Annotated in this window: 22 protein-coding genes; 9 read left to right on the forward strand and 13 right to left on the reverse strand. The window is 72.6% G+C overall.

The features are described 5' to 3' along the window. Positions 1-94: 94 nt before the first annotated feature. A complete protein-coding gene (locus A5481_RS23170) occupies positions 95-1,645 on the reverse strand; it encodes an acetolactate synthase large subunit (protein ID WP_048436577.1) in 1,551 nt (516 codons plus the stop codon). Between the two features lie 242 nt (positions 1,646-1,887). Here A5481_RS23170 and A5481_RS23175 point away from each other — a divergent pair, with 242 nt between their 5' ends. The 3 genes from A5481_RS23175 (at position 1,888) to A5481_RS23185 (ending at position 5,569) form a co-directional block, all read left to right on the forward strand. Then, entirely contained in the window at positions 1,888-2,949 is a 1,062-nt protein-coding gene (locus tag A5481_RS23175) for a zinc-binding metallopeptidase family protein (protein ID WP_048436576.1), read from the forward strand. A 142-nt stretch (positions 2,950-3,091) separates the two neighbouring features. Beyond that, on the forward strand, positions 3,092-4,090 hold the full coding sequence (locus A5481_RS23180) for a fumarylacetoacetate hydrolase family protein (protein ID WP_048436575.1): 999 nt from the start codon (positions 3,092-3,094) through the stop codon (positions 4,088-4,090). A 228-nt stretch (positions 4,091-4,318) separates the two neighbouring features. Further along, the gene (locus tag A5481_RS23185; RefSeq protein WP_048436574.1) at positions 4,319-5,569 is read left to right on the forward strand and encodes a Tad domain-containing protein; all 1,251 of its coding nucleotides are present in this window, start codon (positions 4,319-4,321) and stop codon (positions 5,567-5,569) included. A gap of 16 nt (positions 5,570-5,585) precedes the next feature. On the opposite strand, the gene A5481_RS23190 is transcribed toward A5481_RS23185, so the two are convergent. Further along, positions 5,586-6,923 (reverse strand): aminotransferase-like domain-containing protein, encoded by a 1,338-nt coding sequence (locus tag A5481_RS23190; RefSeq protein ID WP_048436573.1) that lies wholly within the window; start codon positions 6,921-6,923, stop codon positions 5,586-5,588. 104 nt (positions 6,924-7,027) lie between these two features. Here A5481_RS23190 and A5481_RS23195 point away from each other — a divergent pair, with 104 nt between their 5' ends. The 3 genes from A5481_RS23195 to A5481_RS23205 all read left to right on the forward strand — a co-directional run bounded on the left by A5481_RS23195 (position 7,028) and on the right by A5481_RS23205 (position 9,269). Next, positions 7,028-7,225 (forward strand): DUF1127 domain-containing protein, encoded by a 198-nt coding sequence (locus tag A5481_RS23195; RefSeq protein WP_048436572.1) that lies wholly within the window; start codon positions 7,028-7,030, stop codon positions 7,223-7,225. Between the two features lie 80 nt (positions 7,226-7,305). Beyond that, a complete protein-coding gene (locus A5481_RS23200; protein ID WP_048436571.1) occupies positions 7,306-7,749 on the forward strand; it encodes a VOC family protein in 444 nt (147 codons plus the stop codon). Positions 7,750-7,898: 149 nt separating this feature from the next. After that, a complete protein-coding gene (locus tag A5481_RS23205; RefSeq protein ID WP_048436570.1) occupies positions 7,899-9,269 on the forward strand; it encodes a pilus assembly protein in 1,371 nt (456 codons plus the stop codon). 108 nt (positions 9,270-9,377) lie between these two features. Here the strand turns inward: A5481_RS23205 and A5481_RS23210 are convergent, their stop codons facing one another. The 4 genes from A5481_RS23210 to A5481_RS23225 all read right to left on the reverse strand — a co-directional run bounded on the left by A5481_RS23210 (position 9,378) and on the right by A5481_RS23225 (position 13,954). Continuing rightward, the gene (locus A5481_RS23210; protein ID WP_048436569.1) at positions 9,378-10,139 is read right to left on the reverse strand and encodes an SDR family NAD(P)-dependent oxidoreductase; all 762 of its coding nucleotides are present in this window, start codon (positions 10,137-10,139) and stop codon (positions 9,378-9,380) included. Positions 10,140-10,199: 60 nt separating this feature from the next. Beyond that, the gene (locus tag A5481_RS23215; protein WP_048436568.1) at positions 10,200-10,646 is read right to left on the reverse strand and encodes a Crp/Fnr family transcriptional regulator; all 447 of its coding nucleotides are present in this window, start codon (positions 10,644-10,646) and stop codon (positions 10,200-10,202) included. Then, a complete protein-coding gene (locus A5481_RS23220) occupies positions 10,643-13,642 on the reverse strand; it encodes an ABC transporter ATP-binding protein/permease (protein ID WP_245298656.1) in 3,000 nt (999 codons plus the stop codon). Before A5481_RS23220 ends, A5481_RS23215 begins: the two co-directional genes overlap by 4 nt. Before the next feature lie 93 nt (positions 13,643-13,735). Beyond that, positions 13,736-13,954, reverse strand: a complete 219-nt coding sequence (locus A5481_RS23225) for a hypothetical protein (RefSeq protein WP_064504340.1) — start codon at positions 13,952-13,954, stop codon at positions 13,736-13,738. A 336-nt stretch (positions 13,955-14,290) separates the two neighbouring features. Here A5481_RS23225 and A5481_RS23230 point away from each other — a divergent pair, with 336 nt between their 5' ends. Next, on the forward strand, positions 14,291-14,485 hold the full coding sequence (locus tag A5481_RS23230; RefSeq protein ID WP_048435620.1) for a con-10 family general stress protein: 195 nt from the start codon (positions 14,291-14,293) through the stop codon (positions 14,483-14,485). Positions 14,486-14,742: 257 nt separating this feature from the next. Here the strand turns inward: A5481_RS23230 and A5481_RS23235 are convergent, their stop codons facing one another. From A5481_RS23235 to A5481_RS23245, 3 genes are all read right to left on the reverse strand, one after another. Then, positions 14,743-14,949 carry a hypothetical protein gene (locus A5481_RS23235; protein WP_048435621.1) on the reverse strand — a complete coding sequence of 69 codons (207 nt, stop codon included), beginning with the start codon at positions 14,947-14,949 and terminating at the stop codon, positions 14,743-14,745. 37 nt (positions 14,950-14,986) lie between these two features. Beyond that, positions 14,987-15,508, reverse strand: coding sequence for a hypothetical protein (locus A5481_RS35380; RefSeq protein WP_048435622.1), 522 nt, complete (start codon positions 15,506-15,508; stop codon positions 14,987-14,989). A 759-nt stretch (positions 15,509-16,267) separates the two neighbouring features. After that, positions 16,268-17,071: a response regulator gene (locus tag A5481_RS23245; protein WP_048429093.1), complete on the reverse strand. Its 804-nt coding sequence runs from the start codon at positions 17,069-17,071 to the stop codon at positions 16,268-16,270. A gap of 190 nt (positions 17,072-17,261) precedes the next feature. Between A5481_RS23245 and A5481_RS23250 the strand changes: the two genes are divergently transcribed. Further along, positions 17,262-17,501 carry a NepR family anti-sigma factor gene (locus A5481_RS23250; RefSeq protein ID WP_048435623.1) on the forward strand — a complete coding sequence of 80 codons (240 nt, stop codon included), beginning with the start codon at positions 17,262-17,264 and terminating at the stop codon, positions 17,499-17,501. Positions 17,502-17,564: 63 nt separating this feature from the next. Here the strand turns inward: A5481_RS23250 and A5481_RS23255 are convergent, their stop codons facing one another. Beyond that, complete coding sequence (locus tag A5481_RS23255) at positions 17,565-17,741, reverse strand: DUF1328 domain-containing protein (protein WP_048435624.1); 177 nt, start codon at positions 17,739-17,741, stop codon at positions 17,565-17,567. 203 nt (positions 17,742-17,944) lie between these two features. On the opposite strand from A5481_RS23255, the gene A5481_RS23260 reads away from it, so the two are divergent. Then, entirely contained in the window at positions 17,945-18,142 is a 198-nt protein-coding gene (locus tag A5481_RS23260; RefSeq protein ID WP_048435625.1) for a hypothetical protein, read from the forward strand. 123 nt (positions 18,143-18,265) lie between these two features. Here A5481_RS23260 and A5481_RS23265 read toward each other — a convergent pair whose 3' ends face one another. The 3 genes from A5481_RS23265 to A5481_RS23275 all read right to left on the reverse strand — a co-directional run bounded on the left by A5481_RS23265 (position 18,266) and on the right by A5481_RS23275 (position 21,367). Then, a complete protein-coding gene (locus tag A5481_RS23265; RefSeq protein WP_048435626.1) occupies positions 18,266-18,469 on the reverse strand; it encodes a hypothetical protein in 204 nt (67 codons plus the stop codon). A gap of 210 nt (positions 18,470-18,679) precedes the next feature. Continuing rightward, a complete protein-coding gene (recN, locus tag A5481_RS23270) occupies positions 18,680-20,353 on the reverse strand; it encodes a DNA repair protein RecN (protein WP_048435627.1) in 1,674 nt (557 codons plus the stop codon). A gap of 111 nt (positions 20,354-20,464) precedes the next feature. Beyond that, positions 20,465-21,367: an outer membrane protein assembly factor BamD gene (locus A5481_RS23275; protein WP_048435628.1), complete on the reverse strand. Its 903-nt coding sequence runs from the start codon at positions 21,365-21,367 to the stop codon at positions 20,465-20,467. Positions 21,368-21,542: the final 175 nt, after the last annotated feature.

Below are 21,542 nucleotides of genomic sequence, written 5' to 3' on the forward strand. Positions count from 1 at the left end.
CGTTCTGGTAGGGCTTCGGACGCTTCCGGAACGTTAAAGTCAGCCGGCTACACGACGAATCGGCGCGGCGCGCGACGGGACCGCGGCGCTGCCGCTACGGCAGCGCCACCTCGATCAGGAACGGCCCGCGCCGCGCCAGCGCCCCCGTCAGGGTGTCGACGAACTGCGCCAGGGTCTCGACCCGGCGCGCCTCGACGCCGTAGCCCCGCGACAGGCTCACCCAGTCGATCGCCGGATCGTCGAGGGTGAGCATGTCGATCGCCTTGCGGCCCGGATTGGCGCCGACATTGGTCAGTTCGTGGCGCAGGATCGCGTAGGAGCGGTTCGACCAGATCAGCGTCACCACGTCGAGGCGCTCGCGCGCCTGGGTCCAGAGCGCCTGGGCGGTGTAGAGGGCGCTGCCGTCGGCCTGGAGCGAGATCACCTTGCGGTCGGGGCAGGCGACCGCGGCGCCGGTCGCCATCGGGATGCCGAGCCCGATCGCGCCGCCGTTGAGCTGGAGCCAGCTGTGGGGCGCGGCCGCATGCGTCGCCGGGAAGAAGTTGCGCCCGGTCGTGACCGACTCGTCGCAGACGATCGCGCCCTCGGGGATCAGCGCGCCGAGCACCCGGGCGATCGAATCCTGGTCGAGGCGCCCTTCCCCCGGCAGCTCGGGGCGGGAGAGCGGCGGCAGCGGCGCCTCGGCCGGCGCGCCGACCGCCTCGGCGAGGCGCGAGAGCGCGTCGATCTGGTCCTGCTCCGGCGTCGCGAGGGCGAAGACGTCGCAGGTGGGCGGGGCGAGCGCGCTCGGCTTGCCCGGATAGGCGAAGAACGCCACCGGCAGGGTCGCGCCGACGAGGATCACGTGCTTGTAGGGCGCCAGCACCTCGCGGGCCGGATCGACCGGGTAGGGCAGGCGCTCGATCGGCACCGTGCCGGCGCCGCGGTCGATGCGGGCGTTCGAGGTCATGGCGAGGAGCTTCGCCCCGGTCTTCTCCGCGATGCGGGCGGCGATGCGCCGTCCCTCGCCCTGCACGGCCCGGTCGCCGAGATGCAGGAGCACCGGCTCGCCGCTGCGCAAGGCCGCGACGGCGTGGGCGATCGCCTCGTCGCTCGCCAGCGGGCGCTCAGGGATCGCCGGCAGCGGCGCGATGCCGGAGCCCTCCTCCCAGGCGGTGTCGGCGGGCAGGATCAGGGTGGCGACGCCGCCCGGCGCCGTGCGGGCGGCGACGACCGCGTCGGCCCCGTCCGCCGCCACCGCCTTGGCGCTCATGCCGGTGCGGACCCAGGCCGAGACGGGACCTGCCAGCCCCTCGATGTCGGAGGTCAGCGGCGCGTCGAAGGCGCGGTGATAGGTGGCGTGCTCGCCCACGATGTTGACGATCGGCGAGCGGGCGCGGCGCGCGTTGTGCAGGTTGGCGATGCCGTTGCCGAGGCCGGGCCCGAGATGCAGCAGCGTCGAGGCCGGCTTGCCGGCCATGCGGGCATAGCCGTCGGCGGCGCCCGTGGCCCCGCCCTCGAACAGGCACAGCACCGCCCGCATCCCCTCGACCCGGTCGAGGGCGGCGACGAAGTGCATCTCCGAGGTGCCCGGATTGGTGAAGCACACCTCCACGCCCCCCGCCACCAGGGTGCGCACCAGGCTCTCGGCCCCGTTCATCGCCATCGGCGTCTCCTCGTCTCGCGGGCATCTGGCGGCCCGGTTCGGGTTGTGATCTCGGTGATAGGGGATTTCGCCGGGGTGTGTGAGGGCCTCGGGGGCATGGGTGGGTAGGCGCCGGTCTCACGCAGCCGTGCCGCAGCGGCACGATCGATGCTGACCCCGAACGTTCCGGGGCGCCGCAACCCCCGCCCCGCTAGCACGTTCGTTGCACCGTGCGGCGGGTGGTGCACCCGGTGGAGACCCCGATGAAGCTGTTCCAGTGCCAATCCTGCGGCAACATCCTGTATTTCGAGAACCGGACCTGCCAGCGCTGCGGCCACCGCCTCGCCTACCTGCCGGAGACCCGCACGCTCTCGGCGCTCGTGCCCGCCGGCGGAGAGGACTGGTCGCCGCTCGCGGTGCCCGACCGGCCGAGCCGGTTCTGCGCCAACGCCGTGCACGATGCCTGCAACTGGCTGGTGCCGCCGGGCTCGGGCGACGCCTTCTGCCTCGCCTGCCGCCACAACGGAACGATCCCCGACGTCTCGAACCCGGATTACCTCGCCAAGTGGCGCGAGATGGAATTCGCCAAGCACCGGCTGTTCTACAGCCTCCTGCGCTGGAACCTGCCGCTGAAGACCCGGGCCGAGGATCCAGAGCACGGGCTGATCTTCCACTTCCTGGCCGATCCGCCGGAGAACCAGGGCCCGAAGGTGATGACCGGGCACGACAACGGCGTGATCACCATCGCGCTCGTCGAGGCCGACGACGCCGAGCGCGAGAAGCGCCGGCGCGAGATGGGCGAGCCCTACCGCACGCTGCTCGGGCATTTCCGCCACGAGGTCGGGCACCATTACTGGGACATCCTGGTGCGCGACGCCGGCCGGCTGGACGCCTGCCGGGCGGTGTTCGGCGACGATTCGCAGGATTACGACGCGGCGCTGCAGCGCCACTACGAGCAGGGCACGCCGGCCAACTGGCAGGAGACCCACGTCTCGGCCTACGCCACCACCCATCCGTGGGAGGACTTCGCCGAGACCTGGGCGCATTACCTGCACATCGTCGACACGCTGGAGATGGCGAGCGCCTTCGGCATGCAGGTCCATCCGCTGCTCGACGCGGGCGGCGAGCTCGCGGCACGCATCGACTTCGACCCCTACGAGGCGCAGGGCATCGAGCAGATCGTGGCGGCCTGGCTGCCCTTCGTCTTCGCCCTCAACAGCGTCAACCGGGCGATGGGCCAGGGCGACCTCTACCCCTTCGTGCTGGCCCCGCCGGTGATCGCCAAGCTCGGCTTCATCCACGGCCTCGTCCACGGGACGATCTGATGGGCATGCCCTGACCCGGAGGAAGCAATCCGTCTCGCCACGGCCGTAGCCTCCGCGGCCGGGGCGGTCCATGATGGGCCGACGCGCCCGAAGAATCGGGCCGCCCCGCCCGCGCGAGCGGGCCGATGGAGGGACACGCCGAATGAAGCTCGCCAGCCTGAAGCACGGCCGCGACGGCCGCCTCGTCGTGGTCTCGCGCGACCTCACCCGCGCCACCGACGCCTTCATCGTGGTGCCGACGCTGCAGCGCGCCCTCGACGAGTGGGAGCGCTACGCCCCGGCGCTCGAGGCCCTGGCCGAGCAGCTCGAGCACGGCTCGGTGCCCTCGTTCCGCTTCCACGAGCACGATTGCGCCGCCCCCCTCCCCCGCGCCTATGCCCGCCGCCACGCCGCCGCCTGGCCGGCCTACCCGGCCCTGCTGCGCCAGGCCGCGGGCGCCGAGGCGCCGGCGGGCGAGGCGGCCCCCTTGCGCCACGCCGCCTCCGACGCCTTCCTGGGGCCCCGCGATCCCCTCGCGCACGACGATCCGGCCGCCTCCCTCGACCTCTCGGCGGGCCTCGCGGTCGTCACCGGCGACGTGCCCCGGGGCGCCGACGCGGCCGCGGCGGCGGGCGCCGTCCGGCTGGTGGCGCTGGTGGCCGAGGTGATCCGCCACGACCGGCTGCGGCCGGACGGGCTCGACCTCGACGGGGCCGAGGCGCCGGCGCTCGCCGCGAGCCTGTCCCCCGTCGCGGTCACACCCGACGAGCTCGGCGAGGCCTGGCGCGACGGCGCTCTGCACCGCAAGCTCCTGGTCAGCCGCAACGGCAAGACGCTCGGCTGCCCCGAGTCCGGCGCGGATCTCGGGCACAGCCTCGTCGCCCTGGTGGCCGAGGCGGCGCGCCATCGCGCCCTCGGCGCCGGCACGATCGTCAGCGCCGGCCCGGTCTCGAACCGCGGCATCGACGGCGGACCCGGCCGCGCAGCCGCCGAGGGCGGCGCGGGCCATGCCTGCCTCGCCGAAGCCCGGGCGGCCGAGGCCCTGACCTCCGGCTGGGCCCGCACGCCCTATCTCGCGGCCGGCGACCGCTTCCGGATCGAGATGAAGGATGCCGGCGGGCACTCGATCTTCGGGGCGATCGAGCACGACGTCGCCGGCTGACGCAGAGGCGGCCCGGCGCGGGACCTCGTCCTGCGCCGGATCCGGCGGAACGATGCAACCGCCTTGCGGCACTGTTGCAACTGAATGCAAGATCAACGCGGCCATCGAGTTAGGGCTTCGTTCGGAATTGGGTGACAGGAACAGGTCACGCTGGCGTCGTCGGCATCGGGATACAACCGATGGTCGCTTTTGATCCAGCCACAACCTGGATTGCCCTCCATCCCGACGATGCGCCTTCGATCGGACCTCGCCCTCGCGCTCGCCCGTTTCCGGCACGACCGGCGCGGCACGATCGTCATGCTGTTCGGCGTGCTGCTGCCGATCGTGGCGATGGGCATGGTCGGCGCGGCCGAGATCGCCGAGGTGATGCTCGCGCGGTCGAAGCTCCAGGGCGACGTCGATGCGGCGGCGCTCCAGGGCGCCGGGGAGTTCGGCGTCGACCAGTCCGCCGCCACGGCGGAGCGCACGCGCCTCTACGCCGACGACATGGCCGCCCCGTTGCGCCGGCGCTGGACGATCGCCTCGACCGTCGCGATCGATGCCGCGTCCCGCGCCGTCACGGTGCGCCAGACCGCGCATCGGGCCTCGTTCTTCGGCAGCCTGCTGCCGCCGGGCGGCTGGACCCTGCAGGCCTCCGCCACGGCGGTCCGCACCGCGCGCAAGCCGCTCTGCGTCCTCGGCCTCCAGGGCGGCGGCCCCTTGGGCAACCCGGACAGCATCGCGCTTCAGGGCAATTCCGCGGTCGCCGCGAGCGACTGCCTCGTCCAGAGCAACGCCAGCCTGACCGCGGCCGGGGCCTCCTCGGTCCGGGCCGGCGAGGCCCGCGCGGCCGGCAGCGCCTCGGGTGCGATCTCGCCGGCGGCGGTGACCGACGCGCCGGCGCTGCCGGACCCGTTCGCCGGCCTGCGGATCGACGCGCCGGTCCTGTGCCAGTCGATCGTGCTCGGTCTCGGCAGCAACACGGTCTATCTCAAGCCCGGCGTGCATTGCAGCACCATCACGGTGCTGGGGGACCTGCACCTCATCCTCGAGCCGGGCGAGCACTACTTCGTCGGCCCGACCCTGAACGTCGGCGGCCGGTCCACGATCAGCGGCAGCGACGTCGTCGTCATCCTCGCCGGGGTGCCGGCGCTGCAGGTCACCGGCAACGCCGTGCTCGACCTCGAGGGCCGCAGGAGCGGGCCCTTTGCCGGCTTCGTGCTGGTCTCCGCCCGCAGCTTCGTCGGCGATGTCGCGATTTCGACCAACAACGCCCGCAGGCTGATCGGCACGGTCTACCTGCCGAATGCGAGCCTCACCGTGAGCGGCAACAACAACCGGGTCGCCGACCAGTCGCCCTGGACCGTCGTGGTGGCGCGGACGATCCGGACGCAGGGCAGCGCCACCCTCACCATCAACGCGAACTACGCGCTCTCGCCGGTGCCGACACCGCCCGGGGTCGGGCCGCCGAAGGACCAGCCGGCACGCCTGACCCAGTAGTGGAAAGATCCGGCGCCTATTCGACGACCGGGTCGTCGTCTCCCGCCAGGGCAAGGCGGTGCAGGGTCGCGAGCGCCCGCGCCAAGTCGTCGCGGGCCGGCGTCGCGAGGGCGAGCCGGACGGCGTTGGGGGCGTGGCCGGGGCTCACCGCGAAGGAGGCGGCGGGGATGAGGGCGATGCCGCGGCGCAGGGCGGCGGCCGCATAGGCCTCGGCGCGCCAGGTCTCGGGCAGTTCGAGCCAGAGGTGATAGGCCGCCTCGTCCCCCGCCACCGTCAGGCCGGCGAGGCAGGCCCGCGCGAGCGCCTGGCGCTCGGCGGCGTCGCGCCGCTTGGCCAGGGCGAGGCGGGCGGCGGAGCCGTCGCCCATCCAGCACGTGCCGGCGGCGAGCGCCAGCCCCTGCGCGCTCCAGCCGCCCTGGCGCACCGAGGCGGCGAGGCGGCCGACCAGGGCGGGCGGGCTGACGATCATCCCGACGGTCAGGCCCGGCATCACCCGCTTCGACAGGCTGTCGACCAGGATCGCGTGCTCCGGCGCCCGCGCGGCGATCGGGTCGGCGTCGCGCAGGAAGCCGTAGACCGCGTCCTCGACCGCGACGAGCCCGGTCTGCGCCAGCACGGCGGCGATCTCCGCCCGGCGCTCCGGCCCCATGGTCAGGCCGAGGGGATTCTGCAGGGTCGGCTGCAGGTAGAGGCCGCGGAGCGGCGTGGCGCGGTGCGCCTGGAGGATGGAATCGGGCCGCACGCCCTCGCCGTCGACGGAAAGCGGCACCAGGGCGATGCCGAGCCGCGCCGCGATGCCCTTGATCACCGGGTAGGTCAGCGGCTCGCAGCCGACGCGCTCCCCCGGCGGGGCGAGCGCCGCGAGCGCCGCGGCCAGCCCCTGGCGGCCGTTGCCGGCGAACAGGATCCCGGCCGGATCGGGCGAGAAGTCGCCACGGGCGAGGAAGCGGGCGGCGACGGCCCGGGCCTGCGGCGTGCCGGCCGGACCGTGGAGGGTCAGCGCCGCCTCGACGGCGCCGCGCCCGAGCCCCGCCAGGGTCTCGGCGAGCAGGTCCTCCTGCTCCGGCAGGCGCGACATGGTGCGCTGGAGGTCGAGGGCGGTCGGCGGCGGCTCGGCCTGGATCGGCTCCGGCGCACCGAGATCGGAGCGGATGTAGGTCCCGCGCCCGACCTCGCCGAGGACGAGGCCGCGGCGCGCAAGCTCGGCGTAGACCCGGCTCGCCGTCGAGACCGCGATGCCGCGGGCATAGGCGAAGTCGCGCTGGGGCGGCAGCCGGTCGCCCGGGCGCAGGGTGCCGGCGGCGATCTCCGCCGCGACCGCGTCGGCGATGCCGCGGTAATCGGTACCGGCCATGATTGCTCCGAGCGCAATGTTCCGATTGCACCGAGAACTTTATCGGTACAATCCTGACGGCGCAATCCCGGCCGGACTGCCCCTCCCCGCTCGGATCGACCATCATGCCCGTCGTCTCGCTGCCCCTTCCCGGCTCCGCCCGCCTTCCCGCCCCGTCCCGTCCGGCGCTCCCGCGCCTGTGGTGGCGGCGCCTCCGGGACCGCCGGGTCCTCGCCGACCTCTCCCCCGCCCAGATGCGCGACGCCGGCCTCGATCCGGACGCGGTGCGGCGGGAGAGCCGCAAGCCGTTCTGGCGTGCCTGACCGCTGCGCCCGCACGCAAGGACGGTTCACCGGAGCCGGCTCCCGCCTTACCTTGAGGCGAGCAATCCCGGAGGCCGTCGATGCCGGACACTGAAACCCTCGCCGAACTCGTGCCGGAGGCGCCGGTGACCGCCGTGCGCCCGGCGATCCACCTCGACCATTGCGTCATCCACGTCTCGGACTGGGAGCGCTCGACCGCGTTCTACCGCGACGTCCTCGACGCGGAGGTCATCCCGGTCGGGCGCGGCTACGCCTACCGCTTCGGCGGCGTGCAGCTGAACTGCCACGGCCCCGGCCAGATCGGCGAGCCGCGGGCCCGGATCCCGGTGGCGCCCGGCAACAGCGACCTGTGCTTCCGCTGGCACGGCCCGATCGAGGAGGCGGTGGCCCATCTGGAGCGCCACGGCGTCCCGGTCGAGCTGGGGCCGGTGCCGCGCCACGGGGCGGTGGGCGAGGGGATCAGCGTCTATTTCCGCGATCCGGACGGGTCGCTGATGGAGTTCATCACCTATCCGACGGGATGATACCGCAGCGCCCTCGAACGGATCCGTTCGAGGGCGCAAGAGTTCGAGGGCGCGAGAGTTCGAGGGCGCAAAGAGCACGAGCCGCGACACGGATCGACCGCCGGGCGACGACCGGCGCCGGTTTACGGGGGAGAAATGGCCGGGATGCGATGAGGGAGGCCCTGCCCCGCCACACCCTCCTGCCGACCCGCATGCCGCCTCACCCTCCGTCCCCTCTCTCGCGCCGCCCGACGACGACGATCCCGGCCTTCGGGCGCGACCGTCGCGGCGGCGTCGCGATCCTGACGGCCCTGACGGGCCTCGTGCTCCTGATGCTCGCGGGCGCGGGCCTCGACTACGCCCGGGCGCGCAAGGACGAGGCGCGCCTGAACGCCGCCCTCGACGCCGCGGTGCTGGCGGGGGCGCAGGCGGTCAGGGCGGCGGATGCCAAGGGCCAGACCGACGCGGCGATCCGCGCCGCCGGCGCTGCCGCCGCCGCGACGGTGTTCGACAGCCTGGCGGCCTCCGCGGTCGCCGCCAACGCGCCGCAGCCGCAGTTCGACGTCGCCCTCAACGGCCGCAGCGTCGTCGTCTCGGGCCGCTACACGGCCTCGACCCGGACGAGCCTGATGGGCATCGCAGGCTTCAGGACGATGGCGTATTCCGGCGTCGCCAAGTCCGGCGTCGACCTGTCGCCGCTCATCGACGTCACCCTGCTGATCGACGTCTCGGGCTCGATGGCGCTGGGGGCGACGAGCGCCGACATCACCGCGCTCCAGGCCAAGCTGGGCTGCGCCTTCGCCTGCCACGACGGGCAGCCGGTCAGGAACACCGACAAGGACAGCTACCTCTGGGCCAAGGCGAACGGCATCACGCTGCGCCTCGACGAGATGAACCAGGGCATCCTCGACTTCGTCGCCTGGCTGCGCAGGCAGGAGGCCGTCAGCCGGCGGATGCGAATCTCGATCTATGCGTTCAGCACCACGCTCACCAAGGTGCTCGACCTGACCAGCGACCTGTCGCAGGTGGCCGGCAACCTGCCGAAGGCGCCGAGCGCCTCGGGCGAGAGCGACGGCGCGACCCTGTTCAACGCCGTCATGCCGGACTTCACCAAGGCGATCGGCACGAGCGGCGACGGCGTCACCGCGCCGAAGAAGCTCGTGATCCTGGCCACCGACGGCGTCGCCGATCCAGGCCGGTCCTGGACCTGGGACGAGCCGAAGCGCGCCCTCGTCGCCCCCTTCGACCCGGCGCAGTGCGCGGCCCTCAAGGCTCCGGGCGGGGCGGCGAAGCAGCCGGTCTGGGTCGGGGTGATCTACACGCCCTACCTGGCGATGCCCTGGGACTGGGGCTACGCCGCGACGCTCGGCCAGCCGAGCCAGGTCGGCGGCAGGGGCACGCGGCGCGACGACATCCCGTCCCGCCTGACCGCCTGCGCCTCCGGCCCGGACTTCTTCATGACCGCCGGCAGCACGACCTCGATCGGCGATGCGATGGCCAAGCTGTTCAGCACCTTCGCGCAGGTCCGGCTCACCGACTGACGGTCCTGCGATTTCCCGGTGATCGCCTCGCGACGCGGAAATCGGCCTCGCTCAAGCGACGCGCAGGCTCGTGACACGAGATCCGCAGGCGATCTTCCGGATCTCGTGTCACAGCCCCGAGACGAGATGCCCGCCGTCGACCGGGATGGTCGCCCCGGTCATCCAGCCCGACGCATCGCCGGCGAGCAGCAGGAAGGCGCCGTCGAGGTCTTCCGGCCGGCCGAGGCGCCGCATCGGGATGCGCTTGAGCATCGCCTGGCCGGGGGGCGTCTCGAAGAACTCGCGGTTGATGTCGGTGCCGATATAGCCCGGCGCCAGCGCGTTGACGCGGATGCCGTAGCGGGCCCATTCGAGGCCGAGCGCCTGGGTCATCTGCACCACGCCGGCCTTCGACACCGTATAGGGCCCGACCCCGCCGGTCACCCGCAGGCCGAGGATCGACGCGACGTTGACGATCACGCCGCCGCGGCCGGCCTCGCGCCAGGCCCGGGCCGCGGTGGTCGACATCGCCCAGACGCCGCGGAGATTCGTGTCGATCACCCGGTCGAAGGTCGCGAGGTCGACGTCGATCGCCGCCCCGCCCTCGGCGATGCCGGCATTGTTGACCACCACGTCCGGCAGGGCGTGCAGGCCCGCGAAGGCGGCGGCGATCGAGTCCGGGTCGGCGACGTCGAGGGAGACCGCCCGGGCCTCCGGCGCGCCGGCGGCGGTCAGATCGCGCACCAGGGCGTCGAGCTTCTCCTTGCGCCGGGCCGCCACCGTCACGGCGGCGCCGCACCCGGCGCAGAGCCGGGCGAAATGGTCGCCGAGGCCGCCCGAGGCGCCGGTGACGAGGACGTGGCGGCCCTTGAGGCCGGCTGCGAGATCCATGGCGTCTTCCCCCTGTCGGGCGCGCCTCTTGCCCGGGCGCGCCTTCGCTCGTCCTCGTCGTCAGCCGGTCCGCATCTGGGCGAGCTGCTGGTTCGTCAGCTCGAGGCGGTGGGCGAGCTCGCGCATCACCGCGATGGCGATCTGCGGGAACTGGCTCAGGAGCTCGAGGAAGACCCGGCGGTCGATGCGCAGGGCCGTCGTCGGCACCACCGCGGTGACGGTGGCGGAGCGCGGCTGGTCGGCCAGGATGCCCATCTCGCCGACGAGGGCGTTGGCCCCGAGCAGGGCCAGGCGGATCGGCCCCTGCGGCCCCTCCAGGGTCACGGCCGCCTCCCCTTCCAGGATCAGGTAGGCGGCGTCCGCCGCGTCGCCCCGGTCGAAGAAGCGCTGGCCGTCGGCGAAGTGCACCCGCTCGCTGGTGAAGGCAAGCAGCTTCAGGCGGGCCGGATCGACCTCGCGGAACATCGGCACTTGGCGCAGCGACTGCACCTCGGTCTCAAGCGTCATGCCTTCACATCCTGCTCGACGCGCGCCGGCTCCGGCCCCGTCTCATCCCCGGCGCGCCCGGAGACTGCCGCAGCCGGGGCCGCAACGCCAGCCCCCGCCCTCGTCTCTCCGGGGGACGCCTCGCCGCCGCCCGGTGCGGCCCGGCTCGCCGCCGGCCGTTCCGGGCCGTGAATCTGCGTGCCCGCGGCCCGCAGCACCAGCTCGAACCGGTCGGAGACCCGGTCGTTCGGCAGCACGACCACGAGGCTGTTCTCGTGGCCGAACCGCTCCAGCAGCAGGCCCAGCACCGTGCGGGCGCGGTTCTCGCCCATCGGCGAGAGGGCGCCGTCGAGGACGAGGAGGTCCGGCCGGCGGATCAGGGCCCGCACCAGGCTCACCACGGCCCGCTGGCCGCTCGACAGGAAGCGCCCCTCCGGCCCGACCTGATGGTCGAGCCCGACGCGGGTGATGGCGGGGGCGAGCCGCATCTCCTGGACGAGGGCGGTGCCGGTCGCCGTCACGGTCTCGACGGCGTCGGCGACCGACTGGTTGATGCGGCCGAACAGGAGGTTGTCGCGCAAGGGGGCGGCGGCGCAGACCTGGTCGGGATCGTAGAAGTCGACCCCGCCCATGCCGGCGGCATCGAGGGCGGCGCGCAGCTCGCCCCGCGCCGCCACGACCCGGTCGCGGAACGCATCGTCGATCAGCCCGAGGCGGTGGCGCGGCTCGATATAGGCGAGCGGCAGGGCGATGAGCCGCGTCGCGTCGGCCGAGCCGTAGCGGCCGAGCCCAATCCAGCGCCGCCGGATCCGGTTGAGCGCGCCGCCGCCGTGGCGCTCGGCCGAGGCCTCGGTGGCGGTCCGGCGGGCGAGGATTGCCTCGTATTCCGGCAGCTCGTCGGCGGCCAGGAACGAGAACTGCTCGAACAGCGGGTGCCCGCTCGGCAGGCCGCGGAAGATCTCCAGCATGGTGGCGGCGATCCGCTCGCCCATGGTGACGAGGTCGTCGGCGAGCCCGCTGCGGTCGAGGACGAGGCGCACCACCGGGTGCTCGACGAGCGCCCGCCCGGTCAGCGCCGTGGTCGTCGGCACGCCGAACAGCAGGTTCTCGGCCACCGTGGCCTGGCGGTTGTAGCGGGTCGGATCGAACGGCTCGACGAGATGGGCGTGCCCTTCCGCCGCCAGGCGCTCGCGGAAGGCGATGCGGGCCTCGATCAGCCGGGCGGCGAGGTCCGGGTGGCGGTCGGGATCGACCTGGCCGAGGAGGCCGAAGCGGTAGACCTCCTCGCCCATGCCGATGCGGGCGAGCCAGTCGAGGATCAGGGCGTCGAGGGCGCCCGCATCCGCGACGCCGGCCTGGGCGTAGTCGGTCCAGTCGGCCGGGAACGGCTCGACCGGGTTGCCGGTGCGGTGGGCCTCGGCGAGCGCCTTGGCGTCGACGACGGCGGAATCGGGCGGGCGGCGGTTGAGGCCGTACAGGATGTTGTCGCGCAGCGAGCCCGGGAACAGGATCGGGTCGACCCCCGCGAAGGCGATCCGCCGCGTCAGCGCCGCGCCCGACCACTCGGCGAGGTCGCGGTCCTCGATGGTGATCCGCCCCGAGGTCGGCACGGCGCGGCGCGCCAGCACCCGCGCGAAGGTCGACGCGGCGGGGCCGCCGTCGCTGACGATGGCGACGCGGGCGGGCAGATCCAGGCTCAGCGACACGCCGGCGAGGACCGGCCCGTGCGGCTCCTGGACGCCGACGCCCTCGGCGGCCAGCCGCCCGCACAGGCTGTCGTCGCGGCCGGGCGCGTCGAGCCCGATCAGCCGCTCGGGCAGGAATTGCTGCAGCACCTGCTCGTACTTCACCTGCACGTCGAGGCGCTGCTGGTCCCAGTCGATCAGTTCCTTCAGCGGCGGCGGCAGGTCGCGATAGGCCGCGATCACCGCGACGAGCTGGCCGATGCTGAGCTGGCCCTTGAGGGCGAAGTAGCCGCCGATGCAGTAGAACAGGAACGGCGTCATCTGCGCCAGCAGGTTGTTCAGGAACTTGACCATGAACTTGCGCCGGTAGATGCGCAGGCGCAGGTCGAACAGCCCGCCGAGGCGGTGGCCGATCTCGGCCCGCTCCCAGGCCTCGGCCCCGTTGGAATGCACTGCCGCGATGCCGTCCACCACCTCGCCGACCCGGCCGGCGAGGCGGCGCGAGGCGAGCTGGCGCTGGCGCCCGAGGCGCAGGAGCTCGCGCCGCAGGCGCGGGATCACCACGAACTGCACCCCCACCACCCCGGCGGCGAGCAGCCCGAGCCAGACGTTCTGGAGCAGGATGAACGTCATCGCGGTGGCGGCCTGCGTGCCCAGGAAGGCCGGCAGGATGTAGGCGTCGCCGATGAAGCCGCCGATCGGCTCGACCTCGTCGCGGATGATGGTGGCGACCTCGGAGGCCTTGGTCTGGCGCAAGGCATCCGGCGAGAAGCGCATGATCAGCGAGAACAGCTGGAAGCGCAGGCGCCGCAGCATGCGCTCGCCGAGCGCGCCCTTCGCCACGTTGATCCAGTACTTGAAGGCGCCGTTGATCAGCACCAGCAGCAGGAACATCGAGGAGAGGCCGAACAGCAGCTCGAACCGGTCGACGTCGAAGCCGTCGAACAGCGAGACGTCGTGACCGAACCAGTCCGGCATCTGCAGGCGCAGTACCAGGAACTTGGCGGTGGTGTTGCCCTTCTCGAAGGCGTGGCCCTGGATCGCCTCGTTGACGATGCGGCGCGGCAGGTCGAGCGAGGCGAAGTAGAGCGGCAGCGAGGCCAGCACGACGCAGCAGATCAGGATCTGGTCGCGCTTCGAATGCCGCCAGATGTAGCGGAACAGGCTGCGGTCTAGGCCGCCCGAGGCGTCGGCGGCCTCCGGATCGTTGCCGGCCCGGGGATCGGCGATCTCCCGGCCCGCGGTGCGGCCGCGCGCGGCCGACTGGGCCCCGCCCGCCCGCTGCGCCGCCCCGCCGTCCGTCCGCCCCGCCGCCTGCGCCCCGCCGCTCATGGTCCGCCGCCCCAGATCCCGTCTGCCTGTGTAGAGGGCCGGAGCGGGACTGGAAACCGCCGCTGCGTCACGAAGCCCCGCCGGTCGGGCCGCTCACCCCCTGCGGGGATAGTCCTTGCGGGTGGTCAGGCCGCCGATCGGCTCGTCGCCGAACTGGCGGTTCGGCTGGGGCGAGTCGCCCGGCTCCTCGGTGGTGACCAGGCGCGGGCTGCCCTCCTCGGCCGGCATCGGCGGGGTGACGTCGCGGTTGGGCGTCGGCGCGGTCTCGGGGTGGGCGGCGGCTTCGCGGCTCACCATGCTCTTGTTGGTCATCGGGCTGCTCCGGGAGGTCCGGTTCGAGGCGTCCTGTGCGCGGCATCCCGGCCGCGACGGGCCGGTCTGGCGCGGAACCAGGGGCGAACGCCGGCCCCTGCACGGGGTTCCGCCCGATCCGGAGGGTCACGGCCAAGCTTTGCCGGCGATGACCCGGCCGGGCCGAGGTGTTCGTCCGTCACGTCAGCTCAAGTCGCCGGGCCGACGCGACGTCAGGGCGGGCCGTCTCGACTGCCCCGATTCGGGACTGTCAGTCCCACGACCCGCATGCGTGGCAGGAACCATCATTTCCGCTGAAGGTTGTCCGCACTGAGAACCCTGGCCAAGGAGGCAATCATGGCTACCGGAAATTCGACTTCGAAGCGCGGCTTCGCGTCCATGGACCTCGAGCGTCAGCGCGAGATCGCCAGCAAGGGCGGCCGCAGCGTGCCGGCCGAGAAGCGGTCGTTCTCGCAGGATCGCGAACTGGCCTCGTCGGCCGGCCGCAAGGGCGGCCAGGCATCGGGCAGCGGGCGCGCCCACGACGAGTGACTGACGGGATCGGCCCGGCCGGCAGCGCCCGCCGAGGACCCGATCCGCGTGACCGGGCGCCCGCCCGGATCGCGGTCCGCCGGTCTGCGGACCTTGTGAGAGACCCACGCTCATGCGCCGGAGGCAGCCCGTCTCGCCTCCGGCGCATCAGCGTGGGTCGGTGCAGGGGCCGAAAGACGCGACGAGACACCCCGGAGGCCACGCAGCCTCCGGGGTGTCTCGTCTTGGGGAGATCGGATCCTCGGGAGATCGGATCCTCAGGCGGCGCGCGCCCGCGCGGTGACCACGAGGTTGCGCCGCGCCAGGGCGGCGCAGATCACGTCGTCGACCGGGCGCACGGCCGTCACGCCGGCCAGCAGGCAGGCGAGACGGTCGATGTCGGGATCGAGGTGGCCGTCGCGGTGGGCCCGCTCGGGCGGCGGCGCCTGAGGCGTGGGTGCCTCGTGATCACGCAGATCGATCATGGGAACGGTCCTGTATGAGGTCGGGTCCCGGCCGCGCTCAGAGCGTCGCGACGGGGGCCGGGGAAAGGGTGGCCGGCACGACGTCTCCGGCATCGGCCACGCAGCGGCTCGGCAGCAGGCGGCGCGCCTCGTGGCCCGCAAGGCCGCTGATCGCGCCCTCGCAACCCTCCAGCATCCGCCGCCCGGTCTGGCTGGCGGCGGCCGGCTCGCGCTGCGCCACCGGGCTGCCGGCGCGCTCGCGCACCGTCACGTGGGGGAGCGCCGTGTCGCGGGCGACGAGGGTGGTGTTGCGGGTCGTGTCGGCCTGGTAGACGACGTCGCCGGCGGCGTTGCGCAGGATGACCTTGGCGGCGCCGAGGCCGGTGATCTCGACCGCGACCGGAACCTGCGCCTTCGCGGCCGGGCGGACCAGCGCGAGGCGATCGCCCTTGATCGCCGCCTGCTCGACGCCCGCCGGACGGGCGAGCGCCTCGACGGAATGCTCGATCAGGGGCTGCCCGACCAGAGCCAGGAACGCGGCCGGAACCGTAATGCCGAGGAAGAAGTGCGGGCGGAGCATACGCAGGGCCCTCGGGGCGAAGCTTGAGAATGCTTCCTTAACGCGCTCCCCCACGAAGTAGTTCCCGCGCCCGTACCCGAACGGGACAGTTCATGCCGAGAATGCCGGATACCCCGTCAACCCCTCGTTAACCGACGCCCGCACCGGGCCGGGAAGGCTCAATCGAAGCAATTTCGCCACAGGCAACGAAAAATATGCCGCAGGCGCGACTGCGAGGAACCAATCCGGCGGGTTTCCCGTTGATACGGCAACCCGGCCACCTGGTCCTCCCCGCATTCCCCTTGTGCATTGGCCGGAAACTCTTCCAACGGGCCGGATCCTGATCCGGCCCGTTCTTTCGTATTGATCGCCCGCTTTCAGTTACAGCCAAGTTCAGCCGAAGATCGCGGCCGGGCGGTCGCCCTCCTCCGATGGTCGGCCCCGCCCCTCCCTTCGATGGCCCGAGCCGGCCGGCGACGCCGCCGCGAGCGGGACTGCGTCGGCGCCGTGGGAGCGCGCCCCGCGACGGTCAAGGGGCATCCGGTGCGCCCTCCCCCACGGTCGCGGCAAGACGGGCCCGCGGTGATCGGCGGGACGCGCCGGAGAGACACCCATTCTCGACAGGCCCGGACCCTCGAGGGAGAAGCGACGTCGCGCGAGCCCGCGCCTGATGGCTGGAACATCAAACGCGCCGCTTGAAACGACGAAGGCCCGGCACCCGCCTGACGGCGGGCCCGGGCTTTCGTGGGATGGCGTTATGCGTCGGTCGGCGGCGCGCCCTCAGGCGCTGGCGCGGGCCTCGCGCCGGCGGGCGCTCTGCTGGAAGAACAGCGCCTGGCTGATCACCGCCGAGACGTTGGCGGGCTGGAACGGCTTGGCGATGAGGAAGGCCGGCTCCGGCCGCTCGCCGGTGAGGAAGCGCTCGGGATAGGCGGTGATGAAGATCACCGGCACCTCGAACGACTTCAGCAGGTCGTTCACCGCGTCGAGGCCCGAGGAGCCGTCGGCGAGCTGGATGTCGGCGAGGATCAGGCCCGGGCGCTTGGTCGAGGCGAGCTTGACCGCCTCGGTGCGGGTGCGGGCGACGCCGGTGACGTTATGGCCCAGACCCTCGACCAGAGCCTCGAGGTCCATGGCGATCAGCGGCTCGTCCTCGATGATGAGGATCTCAGTCGCCATGTCGGCGGCGAGCTCGCGGCCGGCCTCGTCGACGAGGTCGCGCACCTCCGACACGTCGACGCCCAGGATCGTCGCGGCATCCTCCTCGGAGAAGCCTTCGAGGCAGGAGAGCAGGAAGGCCTGGCGCGGCAGCGGGGTGATCTGGCCGAGCCGCACCTCGGCCGGCAGGTCGTGCTGCGTCTGCTCGGTCTGGCCGTTGACGGACAGCGAGTTCCAGATCCGGGTGAAGACGCGGAACAGGTCGGCCTTGACGTTGGTGCTGCGCCCGAGGGTCTCGGGCTCGTTCACGAGCGTCTCGAGCGTCGCGGCCACGTAGGCATCGCCGGCCACCTGGCTGCCCGTCAGGGCGCGCGCGTAGCGACGCAGGTAAGGCAGGTGTTGCACCACGAGTTGTGCTGTCGACATTCAGGTCCCCTTGGTGTTGTCGTTGCGCGCGTCGGCCCTCGTGCCTCAACGCCCTGCGGGCGCGTTCGTTCCGGTCCGACACGGAACTGACTGCGCCGGCGCGCGTTGTCGCCGCAAGCGCGCGACCCGGCATACCGGGCGCCATGGCATCGCCCTGTCCGCGTGTCCAGGACGGGCGAAGGGGAATTGCATGATCGATGGCAAGGGGATGCGGGGCCCTCAGGTGCCTCCGGGGGAGCCGGCGCCCCAGGGCGAGGGCGAAGCCGCCGGGCCGGACCAGCCCGCCCTCGACCGCAACGTCCAGGGACGCATCGGCTCGCACTTGCGCGCCATGTATGACGAGCTGATGCAGCAGCCTATTCCCGACCGCTTCATCGATCTGCTCGCCGAGCTGGAGCGCAGCGCGACCAAGCCGACGACGGATTCGTGACGACGCCGCCCCTCCGGGAGAGGGACGGCGCCGCCGTTCGATGGATCGTTTGCCGCGTGGTCGTCAGAGCGTCGGCGACCGGCCCCGCATCAGACCGATGACGGCCGAGATCGCGAACAGCACGACGGCGACGAAGAAGATGAGCTTGGCAGCCTCGACCGCCGTCCCGGCGATACCGCCGAAACCGAACAGCGCGGCCACCAGAGCCACGACGAGGAACGTGATAGCCCAACCCAGCATGGCGTGACCCCTCTTGCCTGATCTCTCGGCTTTCGGCCGATCGTGAGCAGACAACGTCAAGCCTGAATTTGGGTTCCGCTTTGTCGCAGGTGGCGCAACCGGGTCGGGCACCCCACATTCGGGTGGCTGCCGGTGACGGGGGCGGCGCGGAACCCCGGTTTCGCGCCACACGTTCTCACCGGCGTCTGGATGGAGGGTAAGAGATGATCCGTTCCAATGCCCCGCGTGCCGGCCTCGCGCTGCTCGCCCTGCTGGTGGCGGGTCTTCTCACGGTCTCGCCGATGGTGGTCGCCGGCATCCTCGCCGCCCTCGGTCTCGCGGGCGCCCTCGCCGTGGCGGGTTCGCGGGCGCAGGCCCCGGCCCTCGTTCCGGTGCGTGTGCGCGACCGCCGGCGGCGCTGAGGACCGCCCGTCCCTGCCGGTCCCGCCCGCGGGATCGGCCCTGGCGGCACGCCCCGCGGCCGCCGATCCGCTCCGCCGCCCGGCGGAGCGCTGCGCGTCATCGGTGAAGCGGGTCCCGCCGGGTCAGCGCTGGCGCTGCAATTCGCGCTCGCGATGGCGCAGGCGCAGCAGCAGATCGACCTGATCGAGGGGGATGGGCTGGCCGTCCACGGTGCGCTCGTAGAGCGACCGCAACGTGCGCCCGAGCCGGTGCTGCGCCTCGACGCAGAGCGCCGGCAGTGCCGGATCCTGAACGGCTTCCCGAAACGAACTCACGTCCTGCTTCATCGGACCACTGGCCCCGTGACATCGCGCGGGTCCGAGGGAAGGCTGACCCGTGCCGAGACGAGCAGTCTCACGGCATATGGTAAAGAAAGAGTTAACATTTCCTCTTCGTTCACCATACCGGGCTCGGTCGTGGCCGCCCGGCGAATCGTTCTTAGAGCTTAACCATAAAGCAACGCCTGTCGAGGGCCGCTACGCCCGACGGCGTAACGGTCACGCTTCGGCACCCTGCAGCAGCCGGGCCGCAGCGGCGCGGGCCTCCTCGGTCACCGTCGCGCCCGCGAGCATCCGGGCGATCTCCTCCTGGCGCGGCATCGCGGCCAGCGGCTTCACCCGCGTGGCGACCCGGTCCGAGCCCTTCACCGCCTCCTTGGCGATCAGGAAATGGGTCGAGGCGCGGGCCGCGACCTGCGGCGCGTGAGTGACGGCGACGGTCTGGACCCGGGCCGAGAGCCGGGCGAGGCGGGCGCCGATCGCGTCCGCCACCGCGCCGCCGACGCCGGTGTCGATCTCGTCGAAGATCAGCGTCGGGGCCGAGCCCTTGTCGGCCAGCACCACCTTCAGGGCGAGCATGAACCGCGACAGCTCGCCGCCCGAGGCGACCTTCATCATCGGGCCGGGCCGGGTGCCCGGGTTGGTCTGGGCCCAGAACTCGACCCGGTCGAGGCCCGCCGGGTCGCGGGCCTCCGGATCGGTGGCAATCTCGGTGATGAAGCGGGCGCGCTCGAGCTTCAGCGGCGGCAACTCGGCCTGCACCGCCTTGTCGAGGGACGCGGCCGCCTTGCGCCGGCCCTTGCTCAGCGCCTCCGCCTTGTCGAGATAGGCCGCGTCGGCGGTGGCGAGGGCGGCATCGAGGCGGCCGAGCGCCTCCTCGCCGGCATCGATCACCGCGACGTCGCCCTCGTAGCGCTGGCGGAGTGCCGCGAGATCGTCGACCGCGACGTTGTACTTTCGTCCGGCGGCGCGCAGGCCGAACAGGCGCTCCTCGACCCGCTCCAGCTCGCGCGGGTCGAATTCCGCCGCCTGGAGCGCATCCTCCAGGCTGGTGCGGGCCTCGTCGAGGGCGACGAGGGCGTTGTCGAGGGCGTTGATGCTCGGCTCGACCAGCCCCGGGGCCTGGGCGGCGCGGCGCTCCAGCTTGCGCAGGGCCGCCGAGAGATGGGCGGTGGGCGAGCCCTGGCCGGCGACGGCATCGAGGGCCTCGTTGAGCTCGCGGGCGACCTTCTCGCCCTGCTGCATCGCGGTGCGGCGCTCGGCGAGCTCGGTCTCCTCGCCGGGCTTCGGATCGAGGGCGGCGAGTTCCTCGACGGCGTGGCGCAGGAAGTCGACCTCCTTGCGGGCGGCCTCGACCCGGGCGCGGTGCTCGGCGAGGGCGGTGCGGGCCTGGCGCACCCGGCGCGCCGCTTCCGCCACCGCGGCCTGGCGCGCGCTCAGGCCCCCGAAGGCGTCGAGGATCGCCCGGTGGGTCGTCGAATCGGAGAGGGCACGGTCGTCGTGCTGGCCGTGGATCTCGACCAGCGCCGCCCCGATGGCGCGCAGGACCTGCACGCCGACCGGCTGGTCGTTGACGAAGGCCCGGGTGCGCCCGTCCGCGACCTGGATGCGGCGCAGGATCAGGTCGCCCTCGGTGTCGATGTCGGACGCCGCCGCGAGCGCCCGGGCCGGGTGGTCGGCGGGCACGTCGAACACCGCCGTGACCTGCCCTTGCGCCTCGCCCTGGCGCACCAGCCGCCCGTCGCCGCGGCCGCCGAGCGCCAGCGTGAAGGCGTCGAGGAGGATCGACTTGCCGGCGCCGGTCTCCCCGGTCAGGACGCTCAGGCCTTCGCGAAAGTTCAGCTCGAGCTTGTCGATCAGGACGATGTCGCGGATCGCGAGCTGAACCAGCATGCCACCCTTGCCGGGACGTGGAGGAGGAGATCGGGCGGGTATCTACAGCCGAACGGGCCGCGGCGCGAGTGCGCGCCACGGCCGCATGTCCGGTGGGACGCCGCGAGGCTCTTACTGCGCCTCGGCGGTGCGGGTGTCCATCCCGATCACGCCGCGGAACGCCTTGCTGATCCAGGACGCCTTCTCCTCGCGCGGCTGCAGGCCGCCGCTCTGGAGCAGGTTGAAGGCGTCCTTGTACCAGGGCGAGTCGGGGAAGTTGTGGCCGAGCACCGCCGCGGCGGTCTGCGCCTCGCCGGTGATGCCGAGCGCCATGTAGGCCTCGGCGAGGCGCTCCAGCGCCTCCTCGACGTGACGGGTGGTCTGGTACTTGCTCACCACGTCGCGGAAGCGGTTGATCGCCGCCGGGAAGTTGCGCCGCTCGAGGTAGTAGCGGCCGATCTCCATCTCCTTGCCGGCGAGCTGGTCGCGGGTGATCTGGATCTTGGCCTTGGCGTCGGCGGCGTATTCCGAGGTCGGGTACTTCTGCACCAGCTCGGTCAGCGCCACGAGGGCCTTCTCGGAGCGGTCCTGGTCGCGGGTCACGTCCGGGATCTGCTTGTAGTGCGACATCGCCAGCAGGTACTGGGCGTAGGCCGCGTCCTTCGAGCCGGGATGGCGCTGCAGGTAGCGCTTCGAGGCGGTGATCGCGTCCTCGTAGCGGCCGCCCTCGTAGTTCGAGTAGGCGGTCATCAGCACCGCCTTCCGCGACCAGTCGGAATAGGCGTACTGCTTGTCGAGGTCCTCGAACTTCTTCGTCGCGCCCTCGTAGTCGCGATCCTCGAGCTTGCCGAGGCCCTGGCTGTAGAGCTTGTCGGCCGGGACGTCGGCGACGACCTCGGTCTTGTACTTCTCGTTCGCGAACGGATTGATGGAATCGATCGCGTCGCAGCCGGCGAGCCCCAGGCCGCATGCCGCGAGCAGCGCGGTCCGCAGGACGGTTACCTTCGCGTCGCGAAGCGGGTGGGCGAACGGCATTCGGGTTCTTCCCCAAGCAGGCGGCTTGTCGTGCCGCTGATCCACGAGCCCCTTAGCGCAGGCCGGCGCGGCGCGCCAAGCCCGTGACGGCCACACTGCCCGGAGAGCGGGCGGCCATCGGTCAGGAACCTCTTAACCCTGCGGGGCGAATAGGGCGCCAAAGCGGCGCGAAGAG

Source organism: Methylobacterium platani (assembly GCF_001653715.1).
GTDB lineage: Bacteria > Pseudomonadota > Alphaproteobacteria > Rhizobiales > Beijerinckiaceae > Methylobacterium > Methylobacterium platani.